Origin of the sequence: Stenotrophomonas sp. 169, from assembly GCF_014621775.1 — a bacterium.
Classification (GTDB): Bacteria; Pseudomonadota; Gammaproteobacteria; order Xanthomonadales; family Xanthomonadaceae; genus Stenotrophomonas.
On the sequence record NZ_CP061204.1, the window covers coordinates 1138214 to 1164751 of the forward strand.

Sequence of the window (26538 nt, forward strand, 5' to 3'; positions counted from 1 at the left end):
GTCAGAACGAGAAGTTCAGGCTCACCCAGACGCTGCGGGCCTTGTCCTTGTTGTTGTAGTCGTCTTCGAACAGCACCTCGTTGGTGCCGTCAGCGAATGCGCCGTCGCCGTCCAGGTCGTTGAAGGTGGCCTGGTAGGTAGTGAAGTCGCGGTCCAGCAGATTGTTGATGCGGGCGTTGACCGTCAGCCACTGCGTTGCCTCGAACGAGGCGCCCAGATGCAAGACGGTGTAGTCCTTGTAGTACTGCGGCTGTCCGCTGAGGGTGCTGACGCCCCGGTACCGCTTGGAGCGCATCTCGCCGGTCAGGAACACGTTGAAACGCTCGCTGGCCTGCCAGTCGAAGGTGGCGTTGGCCATGTGCTTGGCACTCAGGCCCAGCGGCAGGCCTTTTTCCGCACCGCTCTTCTGTTCGCTGTCGGTGTAGGTGTAGTTGGCGCGCAACGCGAAGCGATCGCTGATCGCCCAACGGCCCGCCACTTCCACGCCCTGGATGACCACCTCATCGATGTTCACCGTGCGGTTGCTGTTGGCATAGCCGAGCTCGCCGAACTCACCGGTGCTGCTGCACGCCAGCGTCAGCGCCGGGCCGCACGGCTGGTTGGCGATCTTGTCGTCGAATTTATTGTGGAACACCGTAGCGTTGGCGCTGTGGCCTGCGGGATGCTGCCAGTACACCGCCAGTTCGGTGCTGGTGCTGGTTTCCGGCTGCAGATCCGGATTGCCATACAGCGGCGTGGTGCCCTGGCCGCCGAAGCCGGTGACGCCGTCATACAGCTGGGTGGTCTTGGGCGTCTTGAAGCCGGTACTGACGCCGCCCTTCATGGTCCAGGCGTCGTTGAACGTATAGACGCCGTACACGCGCGGGCTGAGGTGGTTGCCGAACACTTCGTGGTCATCGAAGCGCAGGCCGTAGGTCAGCGCGAATGGCGCGGTGATGTTCCACGTGTCTTCGGCGAACACCGAATACATGTTGTGGTCCTGGGTCTGCCCGGGATTGCCGGTTTCCATGCCGAACACACCGTCGGTAAGCTCACCGCGGATGACCTGCGCACCGACCACGGCGATGTGCTCGCCCGCGGCCTGGAACGGGATGTCCAGCTTGGCATCCAGGGTGTATTGCGCGCTCTCCAGCGTGCGCTTCGGGCGTGGCAGGAAGGTGGCTTCGGCCGTTGCGCGGCGCTGTGCCTCGGTCTGCCCGGCGTATGCGCCGGTGGCGTTGAGCATCTGCAGTAGCTGGCGGCGTTCGTCGACGGTGAACGGCATCGTGCGGCCATCGTTGTTGGTGGCGACGTGGGCCAGTGACACCAGGCTGCGGCCGAAACTCCAGTCGCCTTCGTGGGTAAGCGCCCACGCATCACGGGTGAACTCCTGGCTGGCGCTGTAGCCCACCCGCGGATCGGCGCGCACACAGTTGCGGCGGGTGATGCAGGTGGTGGTGTTGCCGCGCCGAATGGAGGCGATGCCGTCCACCGTGCCGACCGGGTATTCCTCGACGCCGGCGTCGTTGATCTTGACCGAGTTGTCGTACTCCTGGCGCGAGGTGTCGAAATCCAGCGTGACGCGCTGCGCGTCGGAGACGTTCCACTCCAGACTGACACCGCCCGCCTTGTTGGTGTTGTCCACCGTCTTGCCGCCTGCGCCGAAGCCCAGCGGACGCGTGTGCTCGACGCCGGCCGGATCGGTGGACGGCGAGTACACCGGATTGGATGCCTTGCGGTCGTACCAGCTGGCGCGTGCGCTGAGGTTGAGCACGCCGGGCACCAGCGGTCCGGTGAGGAACGCGTCGACCGTGGTGTCATCGCCGAACTGGTCATCGGTTTCGAACGTGCGACCGATGGTGGCCGAGCCGTGCCAGCTGTCCAGGTTGCGCTTGGTGATTACATTGATCACCCCACCCATCGCATCGGCACCGTACAGGGTCGAGGCCGGGCCGCGGATCACTTCGATGCGTTCGATCGCATCCAGCGGCGGGATGTGGTTGAACTGGTTGCCACCGAAGTTGTTCGGGTAGATGTCGCCGTGGTTGTTCTGGCGCCGACCGTTGATCAGCAGCAGGGTGTAATCCGAGCCCATGCCGCGCATCGAGACGCTGCCTTGGCCCGTCTTGTCGCGCGTCTCGCCCACGTCCACACCTTCCAGGTCACGCACGGCATCCAGCAGCGTCATGTAGGGACGCTTGGCCAGTTCTTCGCGGGTGATGACCGAGATGCTGGCCGGTGCATCGGTGATCTTCTGCTCGAAACCGGATGCGGTGACGACCACCTGGTCGAGGGTGCGCGGCGCGGCGACGTCGGCCAAGGCCGGCGCAGCAAGTGCGCACAGCAGGGCGCTGGACAGAACGGTACGGGAAACGGACGAACGCAGACGATGGCGCTGGGCCATGGCGGTAACCTCGAGAAGATGCAGGAAGGCGCCGCACCGGTGCGCAGGGCATGCGGTGCAGGGCGGGACAGCCCGATGCGGGCGGCGGGTAACGGACGCAGGTACGGCATCAACGCGTTCGCCTGAGCGGCGGACACGGAAGGTGGATCAGCCCAGCGGAGGCGCTTGCCCACGTTGCTGGCGTCGGCCCGGGGCATCGGCACGGCGCGGCTGCGCACTGGCGTGACGCCAGTCGCGGGAATCGGCGGGCGCTGCGATGGCCGCCGCAATCAATATCGTCCAGCCGCGCAGGCAGCCCGCTTCAGTAGCGGACGTGGACGCGGAGCAGGCTTCCTCGGCCGCCAGCGCAGCGCGACGCAGTTTCGCCGGCGCCGACTCGTGCAGCGGCAGTTCGCCACCACCGCGTTCTTCCACCGGCATCTGCAGCAGGGCCGATGGCACGTCAACGACGCTTTCGTGCGACACCACCGCCAGCGACCCCAGCAACAGCGCCAGCATCGCCACCCACGCCAGCAGGCTGGCCAGCGCAGGACGCTGGCCGCGCATGGCGGTACCGAGTTGATGGTGGCGGTGCGGATGACGCAAGCAGGTGGACCCCGATAGGGCAGCCGACGGATGCCGGCGTGCACGGGGCGTGATTGTAGTGAGAGTCGTTCGCCGTTGCAAATGAGAACGATTATTGAAGTGGCGGATGCGAGGGGATGCCGCCTACACCTCGCTCCACCGCCGCAGGAGATTGTGATACACCCCGCTCAACTGCAGCAGCGAAAGCGCCTCTGCGTCAGCGCTGCGCAGTCGTTCCAGGGCGGTATCCATCTCCCACAGCAGGCGGCGCTGTCCATCGTCGCGGATCATGCTCTGCACCCAGAAAAAGGCGGCCGTGCGTTCGCCACGGCTGACCGGATTGACCTGGTGCAGGCTGCTGGACGGATAGAGGATGAGATCGCCTGCGGGCAGCTTCACCTCGTGCTCGCCGTAGGTGTCGCTGATGACCAGTTCGCCGCCGTCGTAGTCGTCCGGGTCGGACAGGAACAGCGTGCACGACACGTCGGAACGCAGATAGCCGCCGGCATCGTTGGCCATCACCGCACCGTCTACGTGGAACCCGTAGTGGCCGCCACCGTGGTACCGGTTGAAGCGGGGTGGCAGGATCTTCAACGGCAACGCGGCCGCGAAGAACAGCGGGTTGCGCTGCAACGCGGCCAGTACGGTGGTGCCCAGCGCCGCTTTCAACGGCGAGCTGTCGGGCAACTGCTGGTTGTGCTTCACCGGCGCGCCCTGCCGTCCCACGGTTTCGCGGCCGTCGGTCCAGTCGGCCGACCGCAGGCGACCCTGCAGGCCGGCCAGTTCTTCAGCATTGAGCACGTCGGGGATGTGCAGCAGCATGGAAGTGCTCCAGTGGGGCAGGGCGCGGGCCGCTGTGTACGGCCCGCGCCTGACGACTCAGAAACGGATGTCTGCGCTCAGCAGGAACGTACGCGGTGCACCCGGTGTGTAACGGTACCCGCTCTTGTTGATCGCAGCCACGTACTGCTTGTCGAACACGTTGTAGGCGTTCAAGCGCAGCACCAGGAAGTCGCTGACCGGGTAGGACAGCACCGCGTCATACACGGTGTAGGACTTGGTGAAGGCTGGCGTGCCCACCGCCCCGTCCGTGCCGCGATGCATCGCGCTGCTGTAACGCAGGCCACCGCCAACGGTCAGGCCGAACGGAAGCTGATACGTGCTCCACGCCGTGAAGGCATCATCGGGTGTATAGGTCAGGTTGCTTGTGCCATCGGCTGCAACGTTCGTCCCCTCCTTCACTTCGGTGTCCAGATGGCTGTAGCCGGCTGACAGCGACCAGTTGTCGGTCAGCCGGCCTACGGCCGACAGTTCAACGCCCCGCACGCGCTTGCTACCGGTCTGGGTCGGGTTGCCCGCATCGTCCAGCACCTGCGTGTTGATTTCATTCTCCACATCGGTCTGGAAGATCGCCATGTTGAATGCCAGCGCATCGTCGAGGAACGCCCACTTGCTGCCGACTTCGAACGTCTTCGCTTCCTGCGGATCCAGGCGCGGATTGTCCAGGCTGCTGGCCGAACTGCTGAGGGCGAAATTGCTGCCGCCCGGCGGCTGCTGCGACAGCGCGTAGTTCGCGTACACGCTTGCCGCATCGCCCACCTTGTACAACGCGCCGAGCTTCCAGTTCAACAACGTGTCCGAGGCTTTCAGGGTGGGCACGCCCAGCACCGTACCTGCTGGGTTGCTGCCACAGGCGGGGCCCGCGCGGCCACCGCAGACCACGGCGCTGGCGTACTCCGTGTTGTAGTGATCCGCGCGCACGCCAGCCGTCAACAGGAGGCTTTCGCCGAAGTGCAGCGTGTCGAACAGATACACCGAAGAGGTGGTGGTCTTGCCGTGCGCATCGGCACCGTTGTGTGCCCAGCTCAGTCCCCCCACGTTCCAGTCCGGGTCATACAGATTCGCCGCCGGCCAACTGCTGCCGCCGGTGACGGCCTGGCCGAAGCTGTCCATTTCTTCGCGGGTGAATTCCACGCCGGTGCTGAGGTTGTGCGCGATGGCGCCGGTGGCGAAGTCGGCGCGCAGGTTGAGCTGGTCGGTCAGCAACGTGTTGCGCTGGTCTTTCAACGTGGGCAGGCTGCGCGCGATGGTATACGTGGACAGGTCGTTGCGGTCGGTATAGCGGATGTTTCCGCTCGGCGCGCCGTTGCTGGCGCGTGTGCCGGTGCCCATGAACGCGGTGAGCAGGTAATCCTGTTCGGTACGGCCCCAGCGCGCGGTGTTGGTCAGGCGCACGGCGTCGTTGAAGTCGTGTTCGATGCGGAACGTGGCCATCTTCGCGGTGACCTCGTCATGGTCCGCGCGCGTGCCGTAGAAGTTCTGCGGATCCACCGGGCGGCCAGCCAGGGCCTCCAGCGTGGGTTGCGGGCTCCAGCCGGGCAGGCCAACGGTGGGCACGCCGCCGTCGGGTACGTTGTCCTGGTCCACGTAGAGCAGGTTCAGCACGTAGCGGGTGTCCGTCCCCAGGCCGAATGCCAGCGACGGCGCAATGCCCCAGCGCGAGGTGTTCACGTGGTCGCGGCCGGGCTGGTCGCTGTCCTGCCACACGGCATTCAGGCGCAGCGCACTGGTCGCTCCCAGCGACTGGTTCCAGTCGGCGGTGGCGCGGCGTTGCTGGTCACTGCCCAGGCTGGCGGTGCCGGATACTTCATCGTGCAGGGTGGCCTGCTTGCTGACCATGTTGATCGCACCGGTCGGTGCCGAACGCCCGTTGTCGGTGCCGGCCGGACCCTTGGTGATCTCCACCTGTTCGGTGTTGAAGACATCGCGGGAGATGGAGCCCAGGTCGCGCACGCCGTCGACGAACAGGCTGCTGGAGGTATCGAAGCCCCGCATGTACAGCGCATCACCGGTGGCGGTGTTGCCGTTCTCGCCGACGAAGAAGGTGCCCACGCCCGGGCTGTTGCGCAGCGCTTCGGTCAGTGTGGTGGCGCCCTGCTGGTTGAACAGGTCCGCGGTGATCACCTGGATGGTCTGTGGCGTGTCCTGCAGGGACTGGGTGAACTTCGGCGAGGCGACTTTGTCGGCCTTGTAGCCGCGCGTGGCGTGCACATCGACCTTGTCCAGCGTGCGTGCGCCGTCGTTGTCATCGGCGAAGGCAAGCGAGGGCAGGGCGGCCAGGCCAAGCCCCGCGGCCAGACTGGCGGTCGCCAGCGGCAGGCGACGGAGTGGGGCGGCATGCTTGCGGCTCTTGATCGGATTCATGGGCAGGGCTTCGGTAATGGCGGGTAGCTACCCGCCAGGTCACAACAGGGCTGCGCCTGGCCAACGGCCGGCGGCGTGCAGATGGGGATTGCGCCGAAGCCCGCGGGCGACGGCGGTCAGGTGTCGCGCGGAGGCGCCTGACCCAGCGGACGACGCGGCCGTTGCGCGTGGAACGCCAGCGCCTCGACCGGTGCCTGCGTTTTGGCTGCCGCACGTGCGAACAGTGCCGTGGGGGCGACCGGCTTCATGCTCGGCGGCTTGTTGCGGCCGGGTTCCGGTTCGGCTTCGGTCGCCCTCATGGCCTGCTCGAAGGGCACGCCTGGATAGGGTGCCGGGTCAGCCGCTCGAAGCACAGCGCTGTGCCGGTCGGCGTGCAGCGGGACCACACCGGCGCCAGCGACCTGCCAGAGCAGCAGCACCATCACCACAGCCCACGCTACCCACGCTCCGCAATGCGGAGGGGCGGAAGGATCCGAAGGACAGGGCAGGCCAGGATTCACGCAGAACGGGTTCCGACACACAATGTTACAAATCGTAGCAGTAACGCGAACTATTCGCATCTACAGAATTGCGCTGCTGCGAGGTGAGTCACATCAGGGTCGGATAATCCCGGAAATGGGGGTACGTACAACCCAGACGCTCGCCGCACAGGGCATTGCGTCAAGGATTCCACACGGCACTGCCTCTTAGCCTTTGCAGCGCCACTATCGGCTCTTCTGGCTCATTCCCATGCACCTGCCACTTCCCAGCGGCGATGTCGCGACGTTACCCGAGCCCGCTGCCACGCCGTGCGCGGTCCTGGATCCCAAGACCATCGGCCGACTCGCGCGCCTCGCCGTGGACCACATGGCCGCAGGCATCGCCTACGGCAGCAAGGTGGTGCTGCAGCCACAGGACGACGAACTGGCCCCGCTGATGGGTCGAACCGCGGCCGAATCCTGCCCGGGCAACCAGCGGTTGAACTGGAAGCTCAACGCGCTGCTGAGCGCGAATGCGCGGTACTGCGCGGTCAAGATCGTCGGCTCCAATGCCTGCAACCACGCGCTGGGGCTTCCGCGTTCGCAGTCGCAGTTGATCCTGTACGACAAGCTGACCATGACACGCCTGGCCCAGTTCGATGGAACCGCCGTGTCCGCGCGAAGGACGGGCGCCTACGCCTCGATGGCGGTCGACCTCCTGCTTGCCGACAGGGAGCGGTTTTCTGTCTGCCTGTACGGCGCGGGGCCCATCGCCGATTGCGTCATCGACGATCTGCACGCGCATCACGCCGAGCGTATCAGCCGAATCCAGGTCTGCAGCCGGCGCCCGGCCAGCGCGGAGGCCTTTGCCACAGCGGCGGCCGCCCGCAGTGGGCTGGATGTACGCAGTGGACTGGATGTACGCAGTGGTGCGGATGGGCCGATGCAGGCCGATCTGGTGATCACCGCGACCAACGCGGGAAGCCCCATCATGTCTGCCGACATGCTGCACAAGGACGTCGCCGTGCTGCACCTGGGGGGCGATGAACTGCCGGTTGCCTTCATCGAACAAGCGCTGGCGCGAGGCACGGTGATCTGCGACGACGTGGACAGCGTGTGCCATCGCAACTCGCAGAGCCTGCCCCTTTACTTCTCACGGCAGAACCTGCGTCTGTCCGATCTGGCCGGCCTTTTCAGGGTCCGTAGCCTGCACGACCACACGCTACGCGGTGAACCGGCGCCCGCGCGTCCCGCCTTGATGACCTGCGTCGGCCTGCCGGTGCTGGATCTTTACCTGGCCCAGTGGCTGTATGAGCACGGTGCAGGCAGCGCCTAATCCCGGTCGTCCCGCGTCCAGACCGCGTCGTGCTCCCGCTTTACCGGGAACTTCGGTGCAGGGCTGTACGCGGGCGCACACAAGGCGCGTCCGTCGCGTACATCGAAGCGGGCACCGTGCAGCACGCATTCGATGCTACCTTCGGCGGTATTGAACTCGCCGGAAGACAGCTCGAATTCTTCGTGCGTGCACTGGTCCTCCAGCGCATACAGCTCGCCGTCCAGGTTGAAGACCACGATGGGCGTACCGGTCACTTCATCGAAAACGGTCTTCATTTCCCCGGGCAGCAGGTCGTTGCTGGCACACACGAAGGTCCAGGCATCGCTCATCGCGGCAGCCCCGACAGGTGCTTTTCCAGGATCTCGAACTGCAGGTCATCGCGCTTGGGGATGCCGAAGCGTTCATCGCCGTAAGGAAAGGGCTTCTTGATGCCCGTACGGACGTAGCCGCGGCGTTCGTAGAAGGCGATCAGCTCTTCGCGGATGTCGATCACGGTCATCAGCATGCTGGACAGTCCCCACGCGCGGACACCGTACGCTTCTGCCTCGGCAATGAGCTGCTTGCCCAGGCCGCTGCCCTGCTGGGTGGGATCTACGGCGAACATGCCGAAGTACCCGTGCTCGCCGCCATCGGCGACGTGGGCGCAGGCCAGCAGGTGGCCATCGCGTTCGGCGACCAGGATGGTGGAACGGGCGCGGGCGATATCTGCCTGCAGACCCTCTGCATCGATACGGGCGCCGTCCAGGATGTCGGCTTCGGTGGTCCATCCCGCCCGGCTGGCGTCGCCCCGGTAGGCCGAGGTGACGAGGGCGATAAGGGCGGGAATGTCGGCCGGCGTGGCGGCGCGGAAGGTCAGCGTACTCATGCCGCCATTGTAGCGCCGAGCCATGCTCGGCGGCATTTGCCTTACCACGGCAACGCAGCTCAGCCCAACAGTTTGCGGACCTTGTTCAGCGCCACCACGAAGCGTTCGACTTCGTCATGCGTGTTGTAGAACGCCAGCGATGCGCGGCAGGTGGCCGCCACACCGTAGTACTGCAGCAGCGGATGGGCGCAATGCTGGCCGGACCGGATCGCCATGCCTTCCAGGTCGAGCAGGGTGGCCAGGTCATGTGCATGGGCGCCTTCGATCAGGAACGACACCACCGCCGCCTTGTCCGGCGTGGTGCCGAAGATGCGCAGGCCGTCGATCTTCTGCAGCTCCTCGGTGAAATGCGCCAGCAGCTCCGCCTCGCGCGCTTCCACATGGGCAAGTCCGAGCGATTCCAGGTAATCCACCGCCACGCCCAGGCCGATGAAGCCGGCGATGTTCGGGGTGCCGGCTTCGAACTTGTGCGGGGCCTCGTTGAACACGGTGCCCTCGAAGCTGACTTCCTTGATCATCTCGCCGCCGCCGAGGAACGGGGGCATCGCGTCCAGGTGCTCGCGACGCGCCCAGAGTGCGCCGGTCCCGGTCGGGCCGCACATCTTGTGGCCGGTGATGGCGTAGAAATCACAGCCGATCGCCGCCACGTCCACCTTGCGATGCGGTACGGCCTGCGAGCCATCCACCACGGTGACGATGCCGCGCTTGCGGGCTTCGCGGCAGATCTCACGCACGGGGTTCACGGTGCCCAGCACATTGGACACATGGGCGATGGCGAGCAGCTTGACCTCGGGGGTCATTGCCTTGCGCATCGCCTCCAGGTCGATCGCACCTGCGGGCGTGATCTCGGCCACGCGGACCGTTGCACCGGTCCGCTCGGCGACCAGCTGCCACGGCACGATGTTGGCGTGATGCTCCATGCGCGACACCAGGATCACGTCACCGGCCTTCAACCGCGGCAGGGCCCAGGAATAGGCCACCAGGTTCAGCGCGAAGGTGGTGCCGCTGCAGAGCACCAGTTCGCTGGCGCGCACATTGAGGAAACGCGCCAGCTTGTCGCGTGCGCCCTCGTAGGCATCGGTGGCCTCGGTGCCCAGGGCGTGCACCGCCCGGCTGACATTGGCGTTGTAGCGCCGGTAGAACTCATCCACCGCGCCGATCACCTGCACCGGCTTCTGGCCGGTGTTGGCGTTGTCGAAATACACCAGTGGCTTGCCGTGAACCTCGCGCATCAGCAGCGGGAAGTCCTGCCGCACGCGGTCCCAGTCCGGCGCGGTAGCGGTGTCAGCCTGCGGACGCGGGGTGGTCAGGTTCATGCCACGCCTGCCTCGACCAGTGCGCGGTCCAAACGGCGGCCGAGCTGCTCGCGCAGCGCATCGGGCAGCACCTTCAACGGCTCGTGGCAGAACGCGGCGCTGAGCAGGGCCTTGGCTTCTTCTGCAGGCAAGCCGCGCGAGCGCAGGTAGAACAGCGCGTTGGCATCGAGCTGGCCGACGGTGGCGCCGTGCGCGGCCTTCACTTCTTCCGCATCGATCACCAGCGTCGGCTGGCTGTCGATCTCGGCGTCGGCGGACAGCAGCAGGTTCTTGTTGGACAGGTTGGCGTCGGTGCCATCGGCGCCTTCGCGGATGTGGATGCCGCCATGGAACACCACACGGCTGCGGTTGGCGGCCACGCCGCGCCACAGCAGTTCGCAGTTGGTGTCGCGCGCGATGTGCTCGATGCCCAGGCGGGTGTCGACATGGCGACGGCCGGTTCCCAGCAGCACGCCGTTGGCGGTCAGGTGCGCATTGTTGCCTTCCAGGCGCACGTTGAGCTCATGACGGCTCAGTGCGGCACCCAGTTCCAGGTCCACGCGGTGATACTGCGCATCGCGTGCGAGTACGGCATCGGTGCGCAGGAAGCTGGTCTGTCGCGCGCTGCCGGCCTGCACCCGGGCGTGCTTGAGCACCGCGTCCTGGGCCAGGTGGACATGCACCACGCTGTTGTCCAGATGGGCGCTGTCGCCGACCTGCAGTTGGTGTTCAACGATACCCAGCTGTGCGCCGACGCGCAGCTCGATCAGCGTGCGATGGTGCCAGGCCAGGTCGGTGTCTGCGGCCACGCTGGCGAACACCAGCTGCACCGGGACATCGAGCTGCACGCCGTCGTCCACGCGCAGCACGACGCCTTCATCGGCCAGCGCGCCGTTCAGGCGGGCAAAGATTTCGTCGCTGCGCTCGTAACGGCGCGCAAGGAAGCGCGCGCTGTCTTCGCCAGCGGCCAGGGCAGCCGACAGCGGTTCCAGCACCACGCCGGCCGGCAGCCCGTGCGTGTCACTCAGTCCGTCATGCAGGCGGCCGTTGACGAAGACCAGGCGCGGCGCCGGGATGTCGTCCAGCAGTGCCACGTCCAGTGCCGGCGGCACGGCAGGCGCGGCGCTGAAGCTGCGGCGCTCCAACTGGCGCAACGAGGTGTATTTCCACGCTTCGGTGCGCGGTCCGGGCAGCCCGTCATGCAGCGCGGCATCCAGCACCTCGCGGCGCGCAGCGCTGCCGCTGAAGGTGGCAGCCAGTGAATCCAGCAGTGCGCTCATCAGACCGCCGCCTCCGGCACCACGCGATTCTTCAGGAAGTCGTACCCGTGCTCTTCCAGCTGCAGGGCCAGCTCCGGGCCACCGGACTGGACGATGCGGCCGTCCGCCAGCACATGCACGAAGTCCGGCTTGATGTAATCGAGCAGGCGCTGGTAATGGGTGATGACCAGGAACGAGCGCTCCGGGCTGCGCAGCGCATTGACACCATCGGCCACGCTCTTCAGCGCATCGATGTCCAGGCCCGAATCGGTCTCGTCCAGGATCGCCAGCTTCGGCTCCAGCACGGCCAGCTGGAAGATCTCGTTGCGCTTCTTTTCGCCGCCGGAGAAGCCTTCGTTGACGCCGCGGTGCAGCAGCTCATCCTTCAGGTGCAGCACGGCGAGCTTCTGCCGCACCAGCTTGAGGAACTGCATCGAATCCAGCTCGTCCTGTCCGCGCGCACGGCGCTGGGCATTCAGCGCGGCGCGCAGGAAATAGGTGTTGTTGACGCCGGGGATTTCCACCGGGTACTGGAAGGCCAGGAACAGGCCGGCGGCGGCGCGCTCTTCGGGCGACAGCTGCAGCAGGTCGGCGTCTTCGAAGCGCACGCTGCCTTCGCTGACGTCATAGCCTTCGCGACCGGACAGCACATTGCCCAGGGTGGACTTGCCGGCGCCGTTGGGACCCATGATGGCGTGCACCTGGCCGGGCTTCACGTCCAGCGACAGGCCCTTGAGGATTTCCTTGTCGCCGATGCGTGCGTGGAGGTTGTCGATCTTCAGCATGTCGATAATCGTCTTGTCAGATAGGGGGCTGGAGGCAGCGCGACTCAGAGGTCGTATTCGCTGCGCTCGAGGAATTCTTTACGCAGGTAGGCGGTACGCGCACGGGTCAGCGCCGCCTTGGCGTCGGAGTACAGCATCGGGTACATCGAGCCGTACAGGAAACGCGGGTTTTCGTCGGCACCCACGGGGTAGCGCGCTTCCAGGTCGGCATCGCGCAGCTGGACCCACACCCGCTGGGCGGCTTTCATCTTCGCCAGCGCCACGGGTTCGCCGGCCAGCTTGGCCAGGATCTGCCGATACGCGGCATTCAATTCGTCGTCTGCCTGCTTGAATTCGCGGTCCGCGCAGGCATTGAGCTCAAGCTGGCTGCCGCCCGGATCGCACGCCACCGGTTGCGCGGCCGCAGGTGCCGCTGCGCCCAGCAGCAGGCACAGACTGATCAGGACACGGATCATCCGACTGAACCTTCCAGCGACACGTCCAGCAGCTTCTTGGCTTCGACGGCGAACTCCATGGGCAGTTCGCGGAACACCTGCTTGCAGAAGCCGTCGACGATCAGCGAAACCGCGTCTTCCTGGCTGATGCCTCGCGCGCGGCAATAGAACAGCTGGTCGTCGGAGATTTTCGAGGTGGTGGCCTCGTGCTCGACCGTCGCGCCCGGATTCTTGACCTCGATGTACGGGAAGGTATGGGCACCGCACTTCTTGCCGATCAGCAGCGAATCGCACTGGGTGTAGTTGCGTGCACCGTCAGCGCCGCGCTCGATCTTGACCAGCCCGCGGTAGGTGTTCTGGCCGTGGCCGGCGCTGATGCCCTTGCTGATGATCTTGCTCTTGGTGCGCTTGCCGACGTGGATCATCTTGGTGCCGGTGTCAGCCTGCTGGCGATGGTGGGTCAGCGCCACGGAGTGGAACTCGCCGACCGAGTCGTCGCCCAGCAGCACGCAGGAAGGATACTTCCAGGTGATCGCCGAACCGGTTTCCACCTGCGTCCAGGTGACCTTGCTGCGGGCACCACGGCACTCGGCGCGCTTGGTCACGAAGTTGTAGATGCCGCCCACTCCGTTCTCATCACCCGGGTACCAGTTCTGCACCGTGGAGTATTTGATCTCGGCATCGTCCAGCGTCACCAGTTCCACCACGGCGGCATGCAGCTGGTTTTCGTCGCGCATCGGCGCGGTGCAGCCTTCCAGGTAGGACACGTAGGCCTGGTCTTCGCAGATGATCAGGGTGCGCTCGAACTGGCCGGTATGGCCCGCATTGATGCGGAAATAGGTGCTCAGCTCCATCGGGCAACGCACGCCCTTGGGGATGAACACGAAGCTGCCATCGGAGAACACGGCCGAATTCAGTGCGGCGAAGTAGTTGTCACCCACCGGCACCACCGTGCCCAGGTACTGCCGCACCAGGTCCGGGTACTCCTTGATGGCCTCGGACATCGAGCAGAAGATCACGCCTTTTTCAGCCAGCTCCTTGCGGAAGGTGGTGCCGACAGAGACCGAGTCGAACACTGCATCCACCGCCACGCCGGCCAGCCTGGCGCGCTCGTGCAGCGGCACGCCCAGCTTGTCATAGGTATCAAGCAGCTCCTTCGGCACGTCGTCCAGCGAGGCATACTTCGGGCCCTTCGGCGCGGAGTAGTAGCTCAGGCCCTGCAGGTCGATCGGCGCGATCTTCAGCTTCGCCCAGTCCGGCATCGGCATGGTGAGGAAGTGGCGGTAGGCCTCAAGCCGCCACTGGGTCATCCATTCGGGCTCTTCCTTCTTTGCCGACAGGGCGCGGATGGTGTCCTCGTCCAGGCCCGGCGGCAGGGAGTCCGATTCGATGTCCGTGATGAAGCCGGCCGAATACTTGCGGCCGAGCTGCTCGTGGATCTCGCGGTTGGGCGTGTCGCCGGTGGCGACGGTGTCGATGGCCATGGGGGCTGCCTGTAAATCAGGAGACGACAGCGGCCGCGATGGCGCGGCGCTGGGAGTCGTCAACAAGGGGATGAGGGGAGAGAATCTGGGCGAGCGTGACCGCACGCAGTGCCTCGGACACCACGTCGTTGATCAGCCGCCAACTGCTGCGCGCACCGCATTTGGGGGCCATGCCGCACTGATGGTTGTCATGGCTGCATTCGGTCAGTGCCAGCGGCCCTTCCATTGCTTCCACGACCTCGAACAGTGAGATATCGCCCGGGGTGCGGGTGAGGCGGTAGCCGCCGCGCACGCCGCGCAGGCCTTCGACCAGCCCGGCCTGGGCCAACGGCTTGAGGACCTTGCTGACGGTGGGCGGTTCCAGACCTGTGAACTCGGCCAGTTCGGTCGCGCTGAGGACTTCGCTCGGACGGGCAGCGAGCACGGTCAGCACGACGGTGGCGTAATCGGTGAGCTTGGTGACGCGAAGCATGGGGTCTGCGGCTGTTCTGCAAAGCGGACCGAAATTGTACGCTTTTCTTCGCCGGCGTCCAAGTTGGACCGTAACCCCGCGATGGGCGCGTGGCGGCGGCGGGGCGCACGAATGGTGGGACATGGCCCGGATTTTGGCAATCACGAAGATTAAGGGAGAATCAACGTCCCACTGTCCACAACGCGCCCGCGCCCATGCCGAAGAAGATCAAAGCCCGCAAATCCGCCATCCATGGCAACGGCGTGTTCGCCATCGCACCGCTGAAGCAGGGGGAGCGGGTGATCCAGTACAAGGGCCTGCTGCGCAGCCATGCCGACGTGGACGCAGACGACAGCGGTGACGTGGAAAGCGGGCATACCTTCCTGTTCACGCTGAACGACGACTACGTGATCGATGCCAACTACAAAGGCAATGAGGCGCGCTGGATGAACCACAGTTGCGATCCCAACTGCGAAGCGTTGATTGAAGAAAGCGAGGAGGGCAACTCGCGTGAGGACAAAGTGTTCATCGAAGCCCTGCGTGACATCGCACCGGGCGAAGAGCTGGTCTACAACTACGGCATCACCCTGGCCGAGCGGCACACTGCGCGCCTGAAGAAGGTATGGGAATGCCGCTGCGGGTCGAAGAAGTGCACCGGCACGATGCTGCAGCCCAAGCGCTGATCCGCACGCGCCGTCCACATCCGTATCACTGCCGGAAAATGCGCCTGCGGTGATGCTGGGGCTCCATTTCCCAGGAGCATTCCCATGGCACAGCGTCTCGAAGGCAAGAAGGTCGCCATCCTCGCCACCCACGGGTTCGAGCAGTCCGAACTGACCGAACCGAAGAAACTGCTCGAGGGCTGGGGTGCGAAGACCACGGTCGTGTCACCTGCCAAAGAAGACAGCATCAAGGGCTGGAAAGAAAAAGACTGGGGCGACGCGGTCAAGGTGGATCTGGCGCTGTCCGGCGCTGATGCCGGGGACTTCGACGCGCTGGTGCTGCCCGGCGGGCAGATGAATCCGGACGTGTTGCGCATCGAGAAGGACGCGTTGGCGTTCATCGAAGCATTCGCGAAAGCGGGCAAGCCGATCGCCGCCATCTGCCACGCCCCGTGGCTGCTGATCGACAGCGGCCTGGCGAAGGGCAAGCAGGTGACTTCGTGGCCGTCGGTGCGCCGCGACCTCGAGAATGCAGGCGCGCAATGGCGCGATGCCGAGGTGGTGGTCGACGGGCAGCTGATCACCAGCCGCAAGCCGGACGACATCCCTGCCTTCAGCGAGGCCGTTGCCAAGGCGCTGGAAGGCTGACCGGAGAACGTAGCGCCGAGCCATGCTCGGCGTTTCGCCATCCAACCGGGCTCAGCGCCCCAGCAGACCCGCCGGCACCATCGTGCCGAGATCCTGGTTGAACGTGACCTGCAGGCGGCCGTCCTTCACTTGTGCCGACTGCACCTGCAACGTGCCCAACAACCCGGCCACGGCCGGGTCGATCTTGTAGATTGGCTCGCGCTGCGCGTAGTCGGTCAGCCATGCATTGAGCAGCGAGCGGGTGCGTGAGTCGAGCCGTGCACCCTGCTGCGCAGGCACGAAATCATCCATGCTCGGCTGCTGCAGGTGGAAACCCTGGGTCTGCTGGTCGTAGCGCAGCCCACTGCTCAGCTTGACCGTGCCCAGCTTGGCCGGCGCCCCACCGGCGGTGGCCAGTGCAACGTCCATGCCCAGGTTGAGGCGCTCACCGGCGGGCAGGCTCAGCTGTGGGTGGCTCATGGTCAGGGCGATCAAGCCGCCCAGCGCATCCTGGGTGCGCGGGAAGCTGCTTTCCAGATACTCCTGCACATCGCCGGCGCCGACGGACAGCTGGCGCCCCTCGATGGACGGGGCGGCCTGCGCGCCGATGGCGGCGGCAACCAGCACGGTGGCCGTGGCAAACCGGGTAAGCATGGGACGAAGACGCATGGTCGTGGCCAGAAAAGAGAAGGACAGGGGGAAAGATAGCCCGCTGCACTGAACGGCGCGTGGACAACGCGCTCAGTCGAGCACCGGCTGCAAACTGGCCGAGTGGATCAACCAGGCGTTGCGTGCAGTGTCGGGGACCAACCGGTACCAGCCGGTATAGCGGAGCGTGCCCGTCGATGTGACCGCACGTACCCGCACCGGTACTTCGATCAGATGGCTGGGCTGTTGCTGGTCGCGCGCCAGCGGCGACTGCGTGTCCACGCGCAGGGTGAGCACGTCGCGCAGCTCACGCAGGGCGGCATCATCGGCATGGCGGGGGGGCGGGGGGACCATCCACGCCGCATCGGCCGCGGTCGTATCGCGCTTCAGCAGCTGCACGGCATAGTCGCGCACCACCCCACCCGGATCCTGCGCGCTGGGCGGCAGCGCAGACAGCAGCGGCAGCGACACGGGCCGCACCGGCACTGCGGAGGTCGCCTGCTGCGTGTCAGCGGCCTGATCGGAGCTCTCGCTTTCACCGGGGCTGCGCGTCGGCGTGGGGTCGGCAACCCGCTGGCACGCGCACAGCAGGATCAGCATCGCGGGTACAGACCAGATAGCGCGCTTCGTCATTCCCGAGATCCCGGTTGGCCAGCGCACAGTCTAGCCAGCGTCGACCTCAGGCGGGGCGGTGCAGGGCATCCAGAATGTCCAATGCGTCGCGCAGGGATCCGGCATGGGCGACAAGCGGATGACCGGACTCGTCGGCATGCCGGTCCAGCACATCGCGCAGGATCTGCGTGGCGACCAATACCGACGCGCGCTCGTCCCCGCTGAAACCGGCCAGTCGCGGCGCGCGCTCCAGCTGGCGCATCCAGTCGTTCTGCGCACGGTGCTCCAGCTCGATCGTGCAGCGCCCGCTGCACTGGATGCCGTCCTTTTCAATCGGGGTGACAGTGAGGCGGTAGCGGGTGGAGGGGCTGGCCATGGCGGGCATCCGTTGGGGGGTGCGACCACCATAGGGCTGTCAGGACAGGGCGACGACCAAGCCGGCTGCACGCAGTGTTCCACCATCCCGCCAGCGGGCATCCGAGGAAGCGGTGCCAACCTTGCACGGCAAGGCCAACGAGGCGCGGCGCAGCGAAACGCGAGCCGGCGGCACACTGTGTTGCGCGGGGCCGCATCGCGGTCCACAACGACGAACGGGACAGCCTGAGCCGTCCCGTTCGCGGTGAAACCCGGTATGCCTACGCGATCAGAGCGCGGCGTCCTTGAGCTTCTTCAGCGGACGCACCTTCAGCTTGGTGGTGGCCGGCTTGGCAGCAAACCACTGCTCTTCCTTGGTGAAAGGGTTGATGCCCTTGCGCTTCGGCTTGGCGGCGACGCTGACGGTGGAGATCTTCAGCAGGCCCGGCAGGGTGAAGCTGCCAGCGCCCTTCTTGTGGACCGACGAGGCGACGGCGCTTTCCAGCGAGGCCAGTACAGCGCGGACATCCTTGGCGACAACGCCGGAGGCTTCCACGATGTGTGCAACCAGGCCCGACTTGGTCAGCACTTCCTTGATCGGCTTCGGCGCGGCCGGCTTGGCAGCTGCCTTGGTCGCGACTTTCTTTACTGCCTTCTTCGGGGCAGCCTTCTTAGCGGTCTTTGCCATGGTTTCCTGTTCCGTAAACGGTTGGTTGTGTGGTCATGCCGACCCCGTCGGCAAACGCAATGTAGGGCAACTACAACGCGCCGCCAATAGGTTATACGCGGAAAAGCCTGCTTTTTTCGCGATCACTCGACCTTGGTCGGGGGGCGCTCAGCTGCACGCCGCATGCGTGGGACGGTGGAAGGTGTGGAATTTGCTCGGAAAAACCGCGCTGCGCGGAAATCCGGCAGGGCACGCAGCACGCGCACGCCGTTCGTCGGCGGACCTTCATCGTGGCGTTGCAGCAGCCGACGCTGCGCTAACGGCGCGGTGGGTAGGGTGGTCCCGAATCCAACCGAAGGAGTCATGCAATGGGCATTTCGCGCCACGCTACCGCGCACTGGGAAGGTGACCTGAAGACAGGCAAGGGACAATTGAGCACGCCGCAGAGTGGCTTGATGGACAAAACCCGTTATGCCTTCAGCAGCCGCTTCGGTGATGAGAAGGGCACCAACCCGGAAGAATTGATCGCTGCCGCACATGCAGGCTGCTTCACCATGGCCCTGTCGGCCAAACTGACCGAAGCGGGCTTTCCGCCGACTTCGCTCGATACCGAAGCCAAAGTCGACCTGTCGATGGAAGGCGGGCCGCAGCTTTCCCAGATCACCTTGAAGGTCGAAGCCAAGGTGCCGGGGATCGAAGCGGAGAAGTTCCGTGCGATCGCCGAAGATGCCAAGCAGAACTGCCCGGTGTCGAAAGCACTGAGCGCCGTACCGGTGACGTTGGATGCCAAGCTGCTCGACTGACTGATCAACGGGAGTGACGGCCGCTGGCCGTCAGCAGGCAACCGGTAGTGACGGCCGCTGGCCGTCAGCAGGACAACGTACATCGTGACGGCCAGCGGCCGTCACTACCTACGCCTCTCAGCATGTCGCCTACCAGTCGATGGTGCCGCGGATCACCGTCAGGATCTGGCCACCGGACCAGACCTCGCCCGCATCATCCACGGCCAGGTGCAGGCGCGCATCGTGACCCACTTCGCGACCCTGGCTGGCCGTGTACTCGCGTCGCCCGCGCGGCATGGCGTCGCGCTCATCCAGCCACGCTGCCAACACGGCATTCGCCGCGCCCGACGCGGCATCTTCGAAGCGCCTTCCGTTCCCGACGAACGCCCGCACCGCGACATCCCACGGCTGGCCGGAAGACCGGGCGTAGGCAAACACGCCCATGCTTCCGGTGTCCTCCGCCAGCGCCGCCACGGCGTCCCAGTCCGGCGTCAGGGCGCGCAACGCAGATTCGTCGGCCACCTCGACGACCCACCAACTGCGGCCGCCCTGCATGCGCGCCGGCGGCAGAGTACCCAGCGGCCAGCCCGCGATGGCAGCGGCCAGGCGCGGATCGGAGGCGTCCACGACCTCAGCGACTGAAGCACGTGGCGTGCGGATGGCGATACGGCGTTCTTGTCCTTCCCCCTCGACGCGCAGCGGCAACCGGCCGGCGATGCCGTCCTGCACCAGCAGGCCCTCCCGCGGCGACGCCAGCCCGGCTTCGATCACCGCATGCGCGGTTCCGATGCTGGGATGGCCCGCGAAGGGCACCTCTTTCTGCGGGCTGAACATGCGCAGCCGGTAGCTGCTGGCCGCATCGACGGCGGGCAGCACGAAGGTGGTTTCCGGCAACCGGGTCCAGCGGGCGATGGCCTGCATGGCCGCGTCATCCAGGCCCTCGGCATCGAGGACCACGGCCAGCGGATTTCCCGTTCCGGCACCGGTGGAGAAGACATCCAGCTGCAGGAATCGGCGGGTGGTCATCGGCAACGCTCCATGGGTTGGCCGCGCAGCTTACCAGTGCACCGTGCCGTCGATGATCCGCTGCACGTGGCCCCCGATCCAGGCGACACCGGTGCTGTCGACATGCAGGTGGACACGACCGTCGCGGCCGACCTCGCGGCCCTGGCTGGCGATGTAACGCCCGTCCTGGCCGGGTAGCTGGCCGCGCTGGGCGAGCACGCTGGCGATCAAGGCGTTGGCACTGCCGGTGACCGGATCTTCGGGCACGTTCACCGCATCGCCCGGGCAGAAGGCACGCACTACCAGGTCGTGGCCGTCGCACGCTTCAGGCGCGAACACGGCCACGCCCGTCGCGGCGGTTTCGTTGGTCCAGTCACGCAGCGCCGCCATGTCCGGTCGCAGAGCGCGGACGCTGGCCGCATCGCGCGCTTCCAGCAGCCACCAACGCGGTCCGTTGTCCCACAGTTCCGGCTGAGCATCAGGCCCGGCCACTGCCTGCAGCGTCTGCGGAAGCGTTCCCGCCTCGACGGAACATGCGCGGGCCGGCGGGCTGGAGAGGTGGATCACCGGCGCTTCGGACGTACCGGTCACGCGCACCGGCAGCAGGCCGGCGGCACATTGCTGCAGCAGATGTCCCTCGCGGGCGCTCGCCAAGCCGCTGGTCACCGCGGCCCATGCCGCGCCCACGCTGGGGTGGCCGGCAAACGGCAGCTCACTGCCAGGCGTGAAGATGCGGATGTGGTAGTCCGCCCCCGGTACGGTCGGCGTTACGAAGAAGACCGTCTCGGACAGGTTCAGCCAAGCGGCCAGTGCCTGCATGGCGTCGGTGGTCAGCCGGTCGGCGTCGAACACCACGCCGAGCGGGTTGCCCGTGCCGGGCTGCGGGGCGAAGACATCGAGCTGGAGGTAGCGGTGAGCGGTCATCGGCGGTCTCTTGGGCTTAGAATCGGGGGTTCCGCTCCCTGCGAGCGGACTCCCCACCTAGACCAGAATACTTCCATGCCTGTTTCTTCTCCTGTCGATCGCTGGATCGTCCTCAAGTTCGGCGGCACCTCGGTGTCGCGTCGCCATCGCTGGGACACGATCGGGAAACTGGCGAAGAAACGCGCGGAAGAAACCGGCGCGCGCGTCCTGGTGGTGGTCTCGGCGCTGTCCGGGGTCACCAACGAACTGACCGCCATTGCCGATGGCGCGGCCGACAGCCGTGACCGCGTGGCGGCGCTGGTCGAACGCCACCAGGCCTTCCTGGACGAACTGGGCCTGGAACGTGCCGTGCTGGCGGAACGCCTCAGTGCCCTGCAGGCACTGCTGGACGATGCCCGTGCCGGCGAGCGGACCCTGGACTGGCAGGCCGAGGTGCTGGGGCAGGGCGAGTTGCTCTCCTCCAGCATCGGTGCCGCCTACCTGCGCCAGAACGGCCTGGACATGGGCTGGATGGACGCCCGCGAGTGGCTGGATGCACTGCCGCCACAGCCCAACCAGAGCACGTGGTCGCAGCGGCTTTCGGTCAACTGCGAGTGGAAGTCCAATGCGGACTGGGCGCAGCGCTTCCGCGCGCAGCCGACGCGCCTGCTGATCACCCAAGGCTTCATCTCGCGGCATGCCGACGGCGGTACCGCGATCCTGGGGCGCGGTGGATCGGATACCTCGGCCGCTTACTTCGGCGCATTGCTGGGCGCCAGCCGGGTGGAGATCTGGACCGACGTGCCGGGCATGTTCAGCGCCAACCCGAAGGATGTGCCGGATGCGCGTCTGCTGACGCGTCTGGACTATTACGAAGCGCAAGAAATCGCGACCACTGGCGCCAAGGTGCTGCACCCGCGCTCGATCAAGCCGTGCCGCGACGCCGGCGTGCCCATGGCGATCCTGGACACCGAACGCCCCGAGCTGCCGGGTACCAGCATCGACGGTGATGCCGCACCGGTGCCGGGCGTCAAGGCGATCAGCCGCCGCAACGGCATCGTGCTGGTGTCGATGGAAGGCATCGGCATGTGGCAGCAGGTCGGCTTCCTGGCGGATGTGTTCGGGCTGTTCAAGAAGCATGGGCTGTCCGTTGACCTGATCGGGTCGGCGGAAACCAACGTCACCGTCTCGCTGGACCCGTCCGAGAACCTGGTCAACACCGATGTGCTGTCGGCGCTGTCGGCGGACCTGTCGCAGATCTGCAAGGTCAAGATCATCGTGCCGTGCGCGGCGATCACGCTGGTGGGCCGCGGCATGCGTTCGTTGCTGCACAAGCTGTCCGACGTCTGGGCGACGTTCGGGCGCGAGCGTGTACACATGATTTCGCAGTCGTCCAACGACCTCAACCTGACCTTCGTGATCGATGAGACCGACGCGGACGGGTTGCTGCCGATCCTGCATGCCGAACTGATCGACAGCGGCGCCATGCCGGTGGAAGAAACCGCCGTGTTCGGACCGCGCTGGCGTGAGATCGCCGGCACCGTGCGCCCGCGTGGCACGCCGTGGTGGCGCGGGCATCGCGCCCAGTTGCTGCAGCTGGCCGAGGCCGGCACCCCGCGCTACGTTTACCACCTGCCCACCGTGCGTGCCCGCGCCCGCGCGCTGGCAGCGATCACCCCGATCGACCAGCGTTACTACGCGATCAAGGCCAACAGCCATCCGTCGATCCTGCGGACACTGGAAGCCGAAGGCTTCGGCCTGGAGTGCGTGTCGCAGGGCGAACTTAAGCACGTCTTCAACGTCCTGCCGGACCTGTCGCCCAAGCGCGTGCTGTTTACCCCCAGTTTCTGCCCGCGCAGCGAGTACGAAGCCGGTTTCGCCCTCGGCGTCACCGTGACCGTGGACAACGTGGAGGCCCTGCAGCGCTGGCCGGACCTGTTCCGCAACCGCGAACTGTGGCTGCGCGTCGACCTGGGCCGTGGCGAAGGCCACCATGCCAAGGTGCGTACTGGCGGCAAGGAATCGAAGTTCGGCCTGCCGATGTCGCGCGTGGATGAGTTCGTCCGTGTAGCGACGGAACTGGGCACCAGCGTGGTAGGCCTGCATGCGCACCTGGGCAGTGGCGTGGAGACGGCCCAGCACTGGCGCCTGATGTGCGACGAGCTGGCTGGCTTTGCACGCCGCATCGGCACGGTGCAGACCATCGACATCGGTGGCGGCATGCCGATTCCGTACAGCGAAGAGGACGAGCCCTTCGACCTGGAGGCGTGGGCCGCCGGCCTGGCCGAGGTCAAGGCCGTGCATCCCGCATTCCGGCTGGCGATCGAGCCGGGCCGTTACCTGGTGGCCGAATCGGGCGTGTTGCTGACCCGCACCACGCAGGTGGTGGAGAAGGACGGCGTGCGCCGGGTCGGACTCGATGCGGGCATGAACACCCTGATCCGCCCTGCGCTGTACGACGCGTGGCATGACATCGAAAACCTGAGCCGCCAGGGCGGCTACGCCGAGGCGGTGTTCGATGTCGTGGGACCGATCTGCGAGTCCAGCGATGTTTTTGGCAAGCGCCGCAAGCTGCCCGCGTCCACCGCGCCGGATGACGTGATGCTGGTGGCCGACACCGGCGCCTACGGGTACGTCATGGCCAGTACCTACAACCAGCGGGAGCTGCCGCACGAGGACGTACTGGAATGAATCGTGCGCGACTGCTTGCCGACACCGTCCGCGCGTCTGCGCGTCACGTGCCCCACCCGGATAAAAAATGACTGCTTTCGATAAACACCAGGTTGCCTGCTTCCGTTTCGTGCGCTGCGATTTCGCCGTCGATACCGGCGTGGCCCGCCTGGTCTATGCCTTCGACCAAGGGCCGGAGATGGTGGAGACCATCACCGTGCCTGGCGCGCCCTTCGTGCTGGAGCCCGAGCGTGCCGCGGCGGTACAACGCGCGCTGCAGTTGCTGCACCTGATCGCCGGCGTCAGCTACTACAAGGCGGCGGTGCCGGATACCGTGACCATCGACGGTTACCGCATCGACGCCGCCACGGCGGCGCTGGTGGAGACCGTCTACCTGAACGGGTTGGGTGAGTTCGCCTACCGCAACGGACTGGATCTGCGGGGGCGCTTCCGCCTGCCCGTGCAGGGTGAACAGGTCGCCGCCCCGACGCTGGGGCTGCGTTCCCATGCGCTAGTCGCCATTGGTGGAGGCAAGGATTCGCTGGTCAGCATCGAAGCGCTGCGCCGTGCCGGCATCGAAGAAACGGTGACCTGGATTGGGGGCTCGCAGCTGATCCGCGCCTGCGCAGAGCGCACGGGTCTGCCGACCTTGAACCTGGGCCGCGCACTGGCACCTGAGCTGTTTGAACTCAATCGCCAGGGCGCGTGGAACGGGCATATTCCCGTCACTGCGGTGAACTCGGCGATCATGGTGCTGGCGGCCCTGTTGCAGGGCGCCGACCAGGTGGTGTTCTCCAACGAGCGGTCGGCCAGCTATGGCAGCCAGATTCCGGGCACTGGCGAGGTCAACCACCAGTGGTCGAAGGGCTGGGCGTTCGAGCAGGCGTTTGGCAACCACGTGCAGCGCTACGTGGCCGCCGACCTGCAGTACTACTCGCTGCTGCGTCCGATGTCCGAGCTGGCGGTCGCACGGCAGTTCACCAAGACCGATTTCTACGACGCGCATTTCTCCAGCTGCAACCGCAACTTCCACATACTCGGCGAGCGGCCGGTGAACCGCTGGTGCGGGGTCTGCCCGAAATGCCACTTCGTCTTCCTGGCGCTTGCACCGTTCATGTCGAAGGCGCGTCTGGTGCGCATCTTCGGGCGCAATCTGCTGGACGATCTCGACCAGGCGGGCGGTTTCGACGCGCTGCTGGAGTTCCAGGACCACAAACCCTTCGAGTGCGTGGGCGAGGGCACCGAATCGCGCGCCGCCATGGCGACGCTGGCGACCCGCGCGGACTGGAAGGAAGATGCGCTGGTGAAGCGCTTCTGTAACGAGATCCTGCCGCAACTGGATGCCAGCGAGCTGGCGCTGGAGCCGCTGTTGGAGCTGCAGGGCGAGCACCGTATTCCCGCGGCACTGTGGGAGCACGTGCGTGCAGATTTCACAGCTTGAGGGCAAACGGGTCGCGTTGTGGGGATGGGGGCGCGAGGGGCGCGCGGCGTTCGCCGTCCTGCGCGCACGGCTGCCGGCGCTGCCCCTGACCCTGTTCTGCCCTGAAAGCGAGATCGACGCAGCACGTGCCGAAGCCCGCGATGCGTTGGACGTGCGTGGCGAGCCGACCGCCAGCGCAATGGCCCACTTCGAGGTGGTGATCAAGTCGCCGGGCATCAGCCCGTACCTGCCGGTGGCGCAGGCCGCAGCCGCGCAGGGCACGCAGTTCATCGGCGGCACGGCCTTGTGGTTTGCCGAACACGCGGCGGCCGACGGCACGGTGCACAACACGATCTGTGTGACCGGCACCAAGGGCAAGAGCACCACCACATCCCTGCTGGCGCACCTGCTGCGTGCAGCGGGTCATCGCACCGGGCTGGTGGGCAACATCGGCCTGCCCCTGCTGGAAGTGCTGGAGCCGCATCCCGCGCCGGACTATTGGGCGGTTGAGCTGTCCAGCTACCAGACGGGCGAGGTGGCGCGCAGTGGCGCACACCCGCAGGTCGCGGTGGTGCTGAACCTGTTCCCGGAGCATCTGGACTGGCACGGCAGTGAACAGCGCTACATCGACGACAAGTTGAAGCTGGTGACGGAGGGCGCACCCCGCATTGCCGTGCTCAACGCAGCCGATCCGCATCTTGCGGCATTGTCTCTGCCGGGCAGCCAGGTGGTCTGGTTCAACCAGCCAGCGGGCTGGCACATGCGCGGCGACGTCGTCCATCGCGGGCCGCAGGCGGTATTCGATACCGCGCGTACTCCGCTGCCGGGACGCCACAACCGCGGCAACCTGTGCGCGGTGCTGGCTGCGCTGGAAGCACTCGGTCTGGATGCCGTGGCGCTGGCCCCCGCGGTGGAGACGTTCCAGCCGCTGCCGAACCGACTGCAGCGGATCGGCGCCCGCGACGGCGTCGTCTACATCAACGATTCGATCAGCACCACGCCGCACGCCAGCCTGGCGGCGCTCGAGTGTTTCGCCGGGCAGCGCATTGCCCTGCTGGTGGGAGGGCATGACCGCGGACTGGACTGGCGTGATTTCGTGCACCACATGGCGGAAGACCAGCCGCCGCTGGCGGTCGTCACGATGGGCAGCAATGGCCCGCGCATCAATGCACTGCTGCAGCCCCTGTCCGAGGCAGGGCGATTCGGCCTGCACGCCGCGCAGGATCTGGCGGACGCAATGGAGCAGGCGCGCAACGCGCTGGGCAGCGAGGGCGGTGTCGTGCTGCTGTCGCCAGGTGCCCCCAGCTTCGGCGCCTACCGCGACTATGTCGCCCGCGGCCGCCACTTCGCGGAGTTGGCCGGCTTCGATCCCGACCTGATCAGCGCCATCCCCGGCATCGGCCTGTAAGAAGGGGCGCGGTGGCGGGATGCTGGCGACCACGCGTTCGCCGCTGCGCTCGCCGACCATGGGTCGGCGCTACGGGGCTGCCGTGGTAGCGCCGAGCCATGCTCGGCGGAATGCTGGCGACCACGCGTTCTCCGCTGCGCTCGCCGACCGTGGGTCGGCGCTACGGGGCTGCCGTGGTAGCGCCGAGCCATGCTCGGCGGAATGCCGGCGACCACGCGTTCTCCGCTGCGCTCGCCGACCATGGGTCGGCGCTACGGGTGAC

Annotated in this window: 26 protein-coding genes; 7 read left to right on the forward strand and 19 right to left on the reverse strand. The window is 66.3% G+C overall.

The window, feature by feature from the left end:
• Window position 1: 1 nt before the first annotated feature.
• The 5 genes from ICJ04_RS04815 to ICJ04_RS04835 form a co-directional block, all read right to left on the reverse strand.
• Entirely contained in the window at window positions 2–2383 is a 2382-nt protein-coding gene (locus tag ICJ04_RS04815) for a TonB-dependent receptor (protein WP_188326415.1), read from the reverse strand.
• 147 nt (window positions 2384–2530) lie between these two features.
• Window positions 2531–2929, reverse strand: coding sequence for a hypothetical protein (locus ICJ04_RS04820; protein ID WP_188326416.1), 399 nt, complete (start codon window positions 2927–2929; stop codon window positions 2531–2533).
• Window positions 2930–3091: 162 nt separating this feature from the next.
• Window positions 3092–3769: a Fe2+-dependent dioxygenase gene (locus tag ICJ04_RS04825; protein WP_188326417.1), complete on the reverse strand. Its 678-nt coding sequence runs from the start codon at window positions 3767–3769 to the stop codon at window positions 3092–3094.
• Between the two features lie 57 nt (window positions 3770–3826).
• Window positions 3827–6151, reverse strand: coding sequence for a catecholate siderophore receptor Fiu (locus tag ICJ04_RS04830; RefSeq protein ID WP_188326418.1), 2325 nt, complete (start codon window positions 6149–6151; stop codon window positions 3827–3829).
• A gap of 116 nt (window positions 6152–6267) precedes the next feature.
• The gene (locus ICJ04_RS04835) at window positions 6268–6450 is read right to left on the reverse strand and encodes a hypothetical protein (RefSeq protein WP_188326419.1); all 183 of its coding nucleotides are present in this window, start codon (window positions 6448–6450) and stop codon (window positions 6268–6270) included.
• Between the two features lie 430 nt (window positions 6451–6880).
• Between ICJ04_RS04835 and ICJ04_RS04840 the strand changes: the two genes are divergently transcribed.
• A complete protein-coding gene (locus tag ICJ04_RS04840) occupies window positions 6881–7945 on the forward strand; it encodes an ornithine cyclodeaminase (protein ID WP_188326420.1) in 1065 nt (354 codons plus the stop codon).
• Here ICJ04_RS04840 and ICJ04_RS04845 read toward each other — a convergent pair.
• From ICJ04_RS04845 to ICJ04_RS04880, 8 genes are read right to left on the reverse strand one after another with little or no spacing between them, the layout of a single operon-like run.
• Complete coding sequence (locus ICJ04_RS04845) at window positions 7942–8274, reverse strand: non-heme iron oxygenase ferredoxin subunit (protein WP_188326421.1); 333 nt, start codon at window positions 8272–8274, stop codon at window positions 7942–7944. The genes ICJ04_RS04840 and ICJ04_RS04845 overlap by 4 nt on opposite strands.
• Window positions 8271–8810: a GNAT family N-acetyltransferase gene (locus tag ICJ04_RS04850; RefSeq protein WP_188326422.1), complete on the reverse strand. Its 540-nt coding sequence runs from the start codon at window positions 8808–8810 to the stop codon at window positions 8271–8273. Before ICJ04_RS04850 ends, ICJ04_RS04845 begins: the two co-directional genes overlap by 4 nt.
• Before the next feature lie 59 nt (window positions 8811–8869).
• Window positions 8870–10126, reverse strand: a complete 1257-nt coding sequence (locus ICJ04_RS04855; protein WP_188326423.1) for a cysteine desulfurase — start codon at window positions 10124–10126, stop codon at window positions 8870–8872.
• Window positions 10123–11385: a Fe-S cluster assembly protein SufD gene (sufD, locus tag ICJ04_RS04860; RefSeq protein ID WP_188326424.1), complete on the reverse strand. Its 1263-nt coding sequence runs from the start codon at window positions 11383–11385 to the stop codon at window positions 10123–10125. The genes ICJ04_RS04855 and sufD overlap by 4 nt, the downstream gene beginning before the upstream one ends.
• Window positions 11385–12149, reverse strand: a complete 765-nt coding sequence (sufC, locus tag ICJ04_RS04865; protein ID WP_188326425.1) for a Fe-S cluster assembly ATPase SufC — start codon at window positions 12147–12149, stop codon at window positions 11385–11387. Before sufC ends, sufD begins: the two co-directional genes overlap by 1 nt.
• Window positions 12150–12193: 44 nt before the next feature.
• Window positions 12194–12604, reverse strand: coding sequence for a lysozyme inhibitor LprI family protein (locus ICJ04_RS04870; RefSeq protein ID WP_223202986.1), 411 nt, complete (start codon window positions 12602–12604; stop codon window positions 12194–12196).
• On the reverse strand, window positions 12601–14067 hold the full coding sequence (sufB, locus tag ICJ04_RS04875) for a Fe-S cluster assembly protein SufB (protein WP_188326426.1): 1467 nt from the start codon (window positions 14065–14067) through the stop codon (window positions 12601–12603). The genes ICJ04_RS04870 and sufB overlap by 4 nt, the downstream gene beginning before the upstream one ends.
• A 16-nt stretch (window positions 14068–14083) precedes the next feature.
• Entirely contained in the window at window positions 14084–14539 is a 456-nt protein-coding gene (locus ICJ04_RS04880; protein WP_188326427.1) for an SUF system Fe-S cluster assembly regulator, read from the reverse strand.
• 194 nt (window positions 14540–14733) lie between these two features.
• On the opposite strand from ICJ04_RS04880, the gene ICJ04_RS04885 reads away from it, so the two are divergent.
• Entirely contained in the window at window positions 14734–15201 is a 468-nt protein-coding gene (locus ICJ04_RS04885) for an SET domain-containing protein-lysine N-methyltransferase (RefSeq protein WP_188326428.1), read from the forward strand.
• 84 nt (window positions 15202–15285) lie between these two features.
• Complete coding sequence (locus ICJ04_RS04890; protein ID WP_188326429.1) at window positions 15286–15828, forward strand: type 1 glutamine amidotransferase domain-containing protein; 543 nt, start codon at window positions 15286–15288, stop codon at window positions 15826–15828.
• 51 nt (window positions 15829–15879) lie between these two features.
• On the opposite strand, the gene ICJ04_RS04895 is transcribed toward ICJ04_RS04890, so the two are convergent.
• The 4 genes from ICJ04_RS04895 to ICJ04_RS04910 form a co-directional block, all read right to left on the reverse strand.
• On the reverse strand, window positions 15880–16476 hold the full coding sequence (locus ICJ04_RS04895) for a DUF1439 domain-containing protein (RefSeq protein ID WP_188326430.1): 597 nt from the start codon (window positions 16474–16476) through the stop codon (window positions 15880–15882).
• Window positions 16477–16548: 72 nt separating this feature from the next.
• Window positions 16549–17088 (reverse strand): hypothetical protein, encoded by a 540-nt coding sequence (locus tag ICJ04_RS04900; protein WP_188326431.1) that lies wholly within the window; start codon window positions 17086–17088, stop codon window positions 16549–16551.
• Between the two features lie 46 nt (window positions 17089–17134).
• Window positions 17135–17443 carry a DUF3861 family protein gene (locus tag ICJ04_RS04905; RefSeq protein ID WP_188326432.1) on the reverse strand — a complete coding sequence of 103 codons (309 nt, stop codon included), beginning with the start codon at window positions 17441–17443 and terminating at the stop codon, window positions 17135–17137.
• A gap of 267 nt (window positions 17444–17710) precedes the next feature.
• A complete protein-coding gene (locus ICJ04_RS04910; protein ID WP_188326433.1) occupies window positions 17711–18109 on the reverse strand; it encodes an HU family DNA-binding protein in 399 nt (132 codons plus the stop codon).
• 347 nt (window positions 18110–18456) lie between these two features.
• Between ICJ04_RS04910 and ICJ04_RS04915 the strand changes: the two genes are divergently transcribed.
• Window positions 18457–18891 carry an OsmC family protein gene (locus ICJ04_RS04915; RefSeq protein WP_188326434.1) on the forward strand — a complete coding sequence of 145 codons (435 nt, stop codon included), beginning with the start codon at window positions 18457–18459 and terminating at the stop codon, window positions 18889–18891.
• A gap of 129 nt (window positions 18892–19020) precedes the next feature.
• On the opposite strand, the gene ICJ04_RS04920 is transcribed toward ICJ04_RS04915, so the two are convergent.
• A complete protein-coding gene (locus tag ICJ04_RS04920) occupies window positions 19021–19896 on the reverse strand; it encodes a PhzF family phenazine biosynthesis protein (RefSeq protein WP_188326435.1) in 876 nt (291 codons plus the stop codon).
• Between the two features lie 30 nt (window positions 19897–19926).
• A complete protein-coding gene (locus tag ICJ04_RS04925; RefSeq protein WP_188326436.1) occupies window positions 19927–20799 on the reverse strand; it encodes a PhzF family phenazine biosynthesis protein in 873 nt (290 codons plus the stop codon).
• A gap of 75 nt (window positions 20800–20874) precedes the next feature.
• Here ICJ04_RS04925 and ICJ04_RS04930 point away from each other — a divergent pair, with 75 nt between their 5' ends.
• The 3 genes from ICJ04_RS04930 (at window position 20875) to murD (ending at window position 26276) form a co-directional block, all read left to right on the forward strand.
• The gene (locus ICJ04_RS04930) at window positions 20875–23469 is read left to right on the forward strand and encodes a bifunctional aspartate kinase/diaminopimelate decarboxylase (RefSeq protein WP_188326437.1); all 2595 of its coding nucleotides are present in this window, start codon (window positions 20875–20877) and stop codon (window positions 23467–23469) included.
• Between the two features lie 67 nt (window positions 23470–23536).
• The gene (gene murL / locus ICJ04_RS04935; protein ID WP_188326438.1) at window positions 23537–24889 is read left to right on the forward strand and encodes a UDP-N-acetyl-alpha-D-muramoyl-L-alanyl-L-glutamate epimerase; all 1353 of its coding nucleotides are present in this window, start codon (window positions 23537–23539) and stop codon (window positions 24887–24889) included.
• A complete protein-coding gene (gene murD / locus ICJ04_RS04940; protein WP_188326439.1) occupies window positions 24870–26276 on the forward strand; it encodes a UDP-N-acetylmuramoyl-L-alanine--D-glutamate ligase in 1407 nt (468 codons plus the stop codon). The genes murL and murD overlap by 20 nt, the downstream gene beginning before the upstream one ends.
• The last annotated feature ends 262 nt before the right edge of the window (window positions 26277–26538 follow it).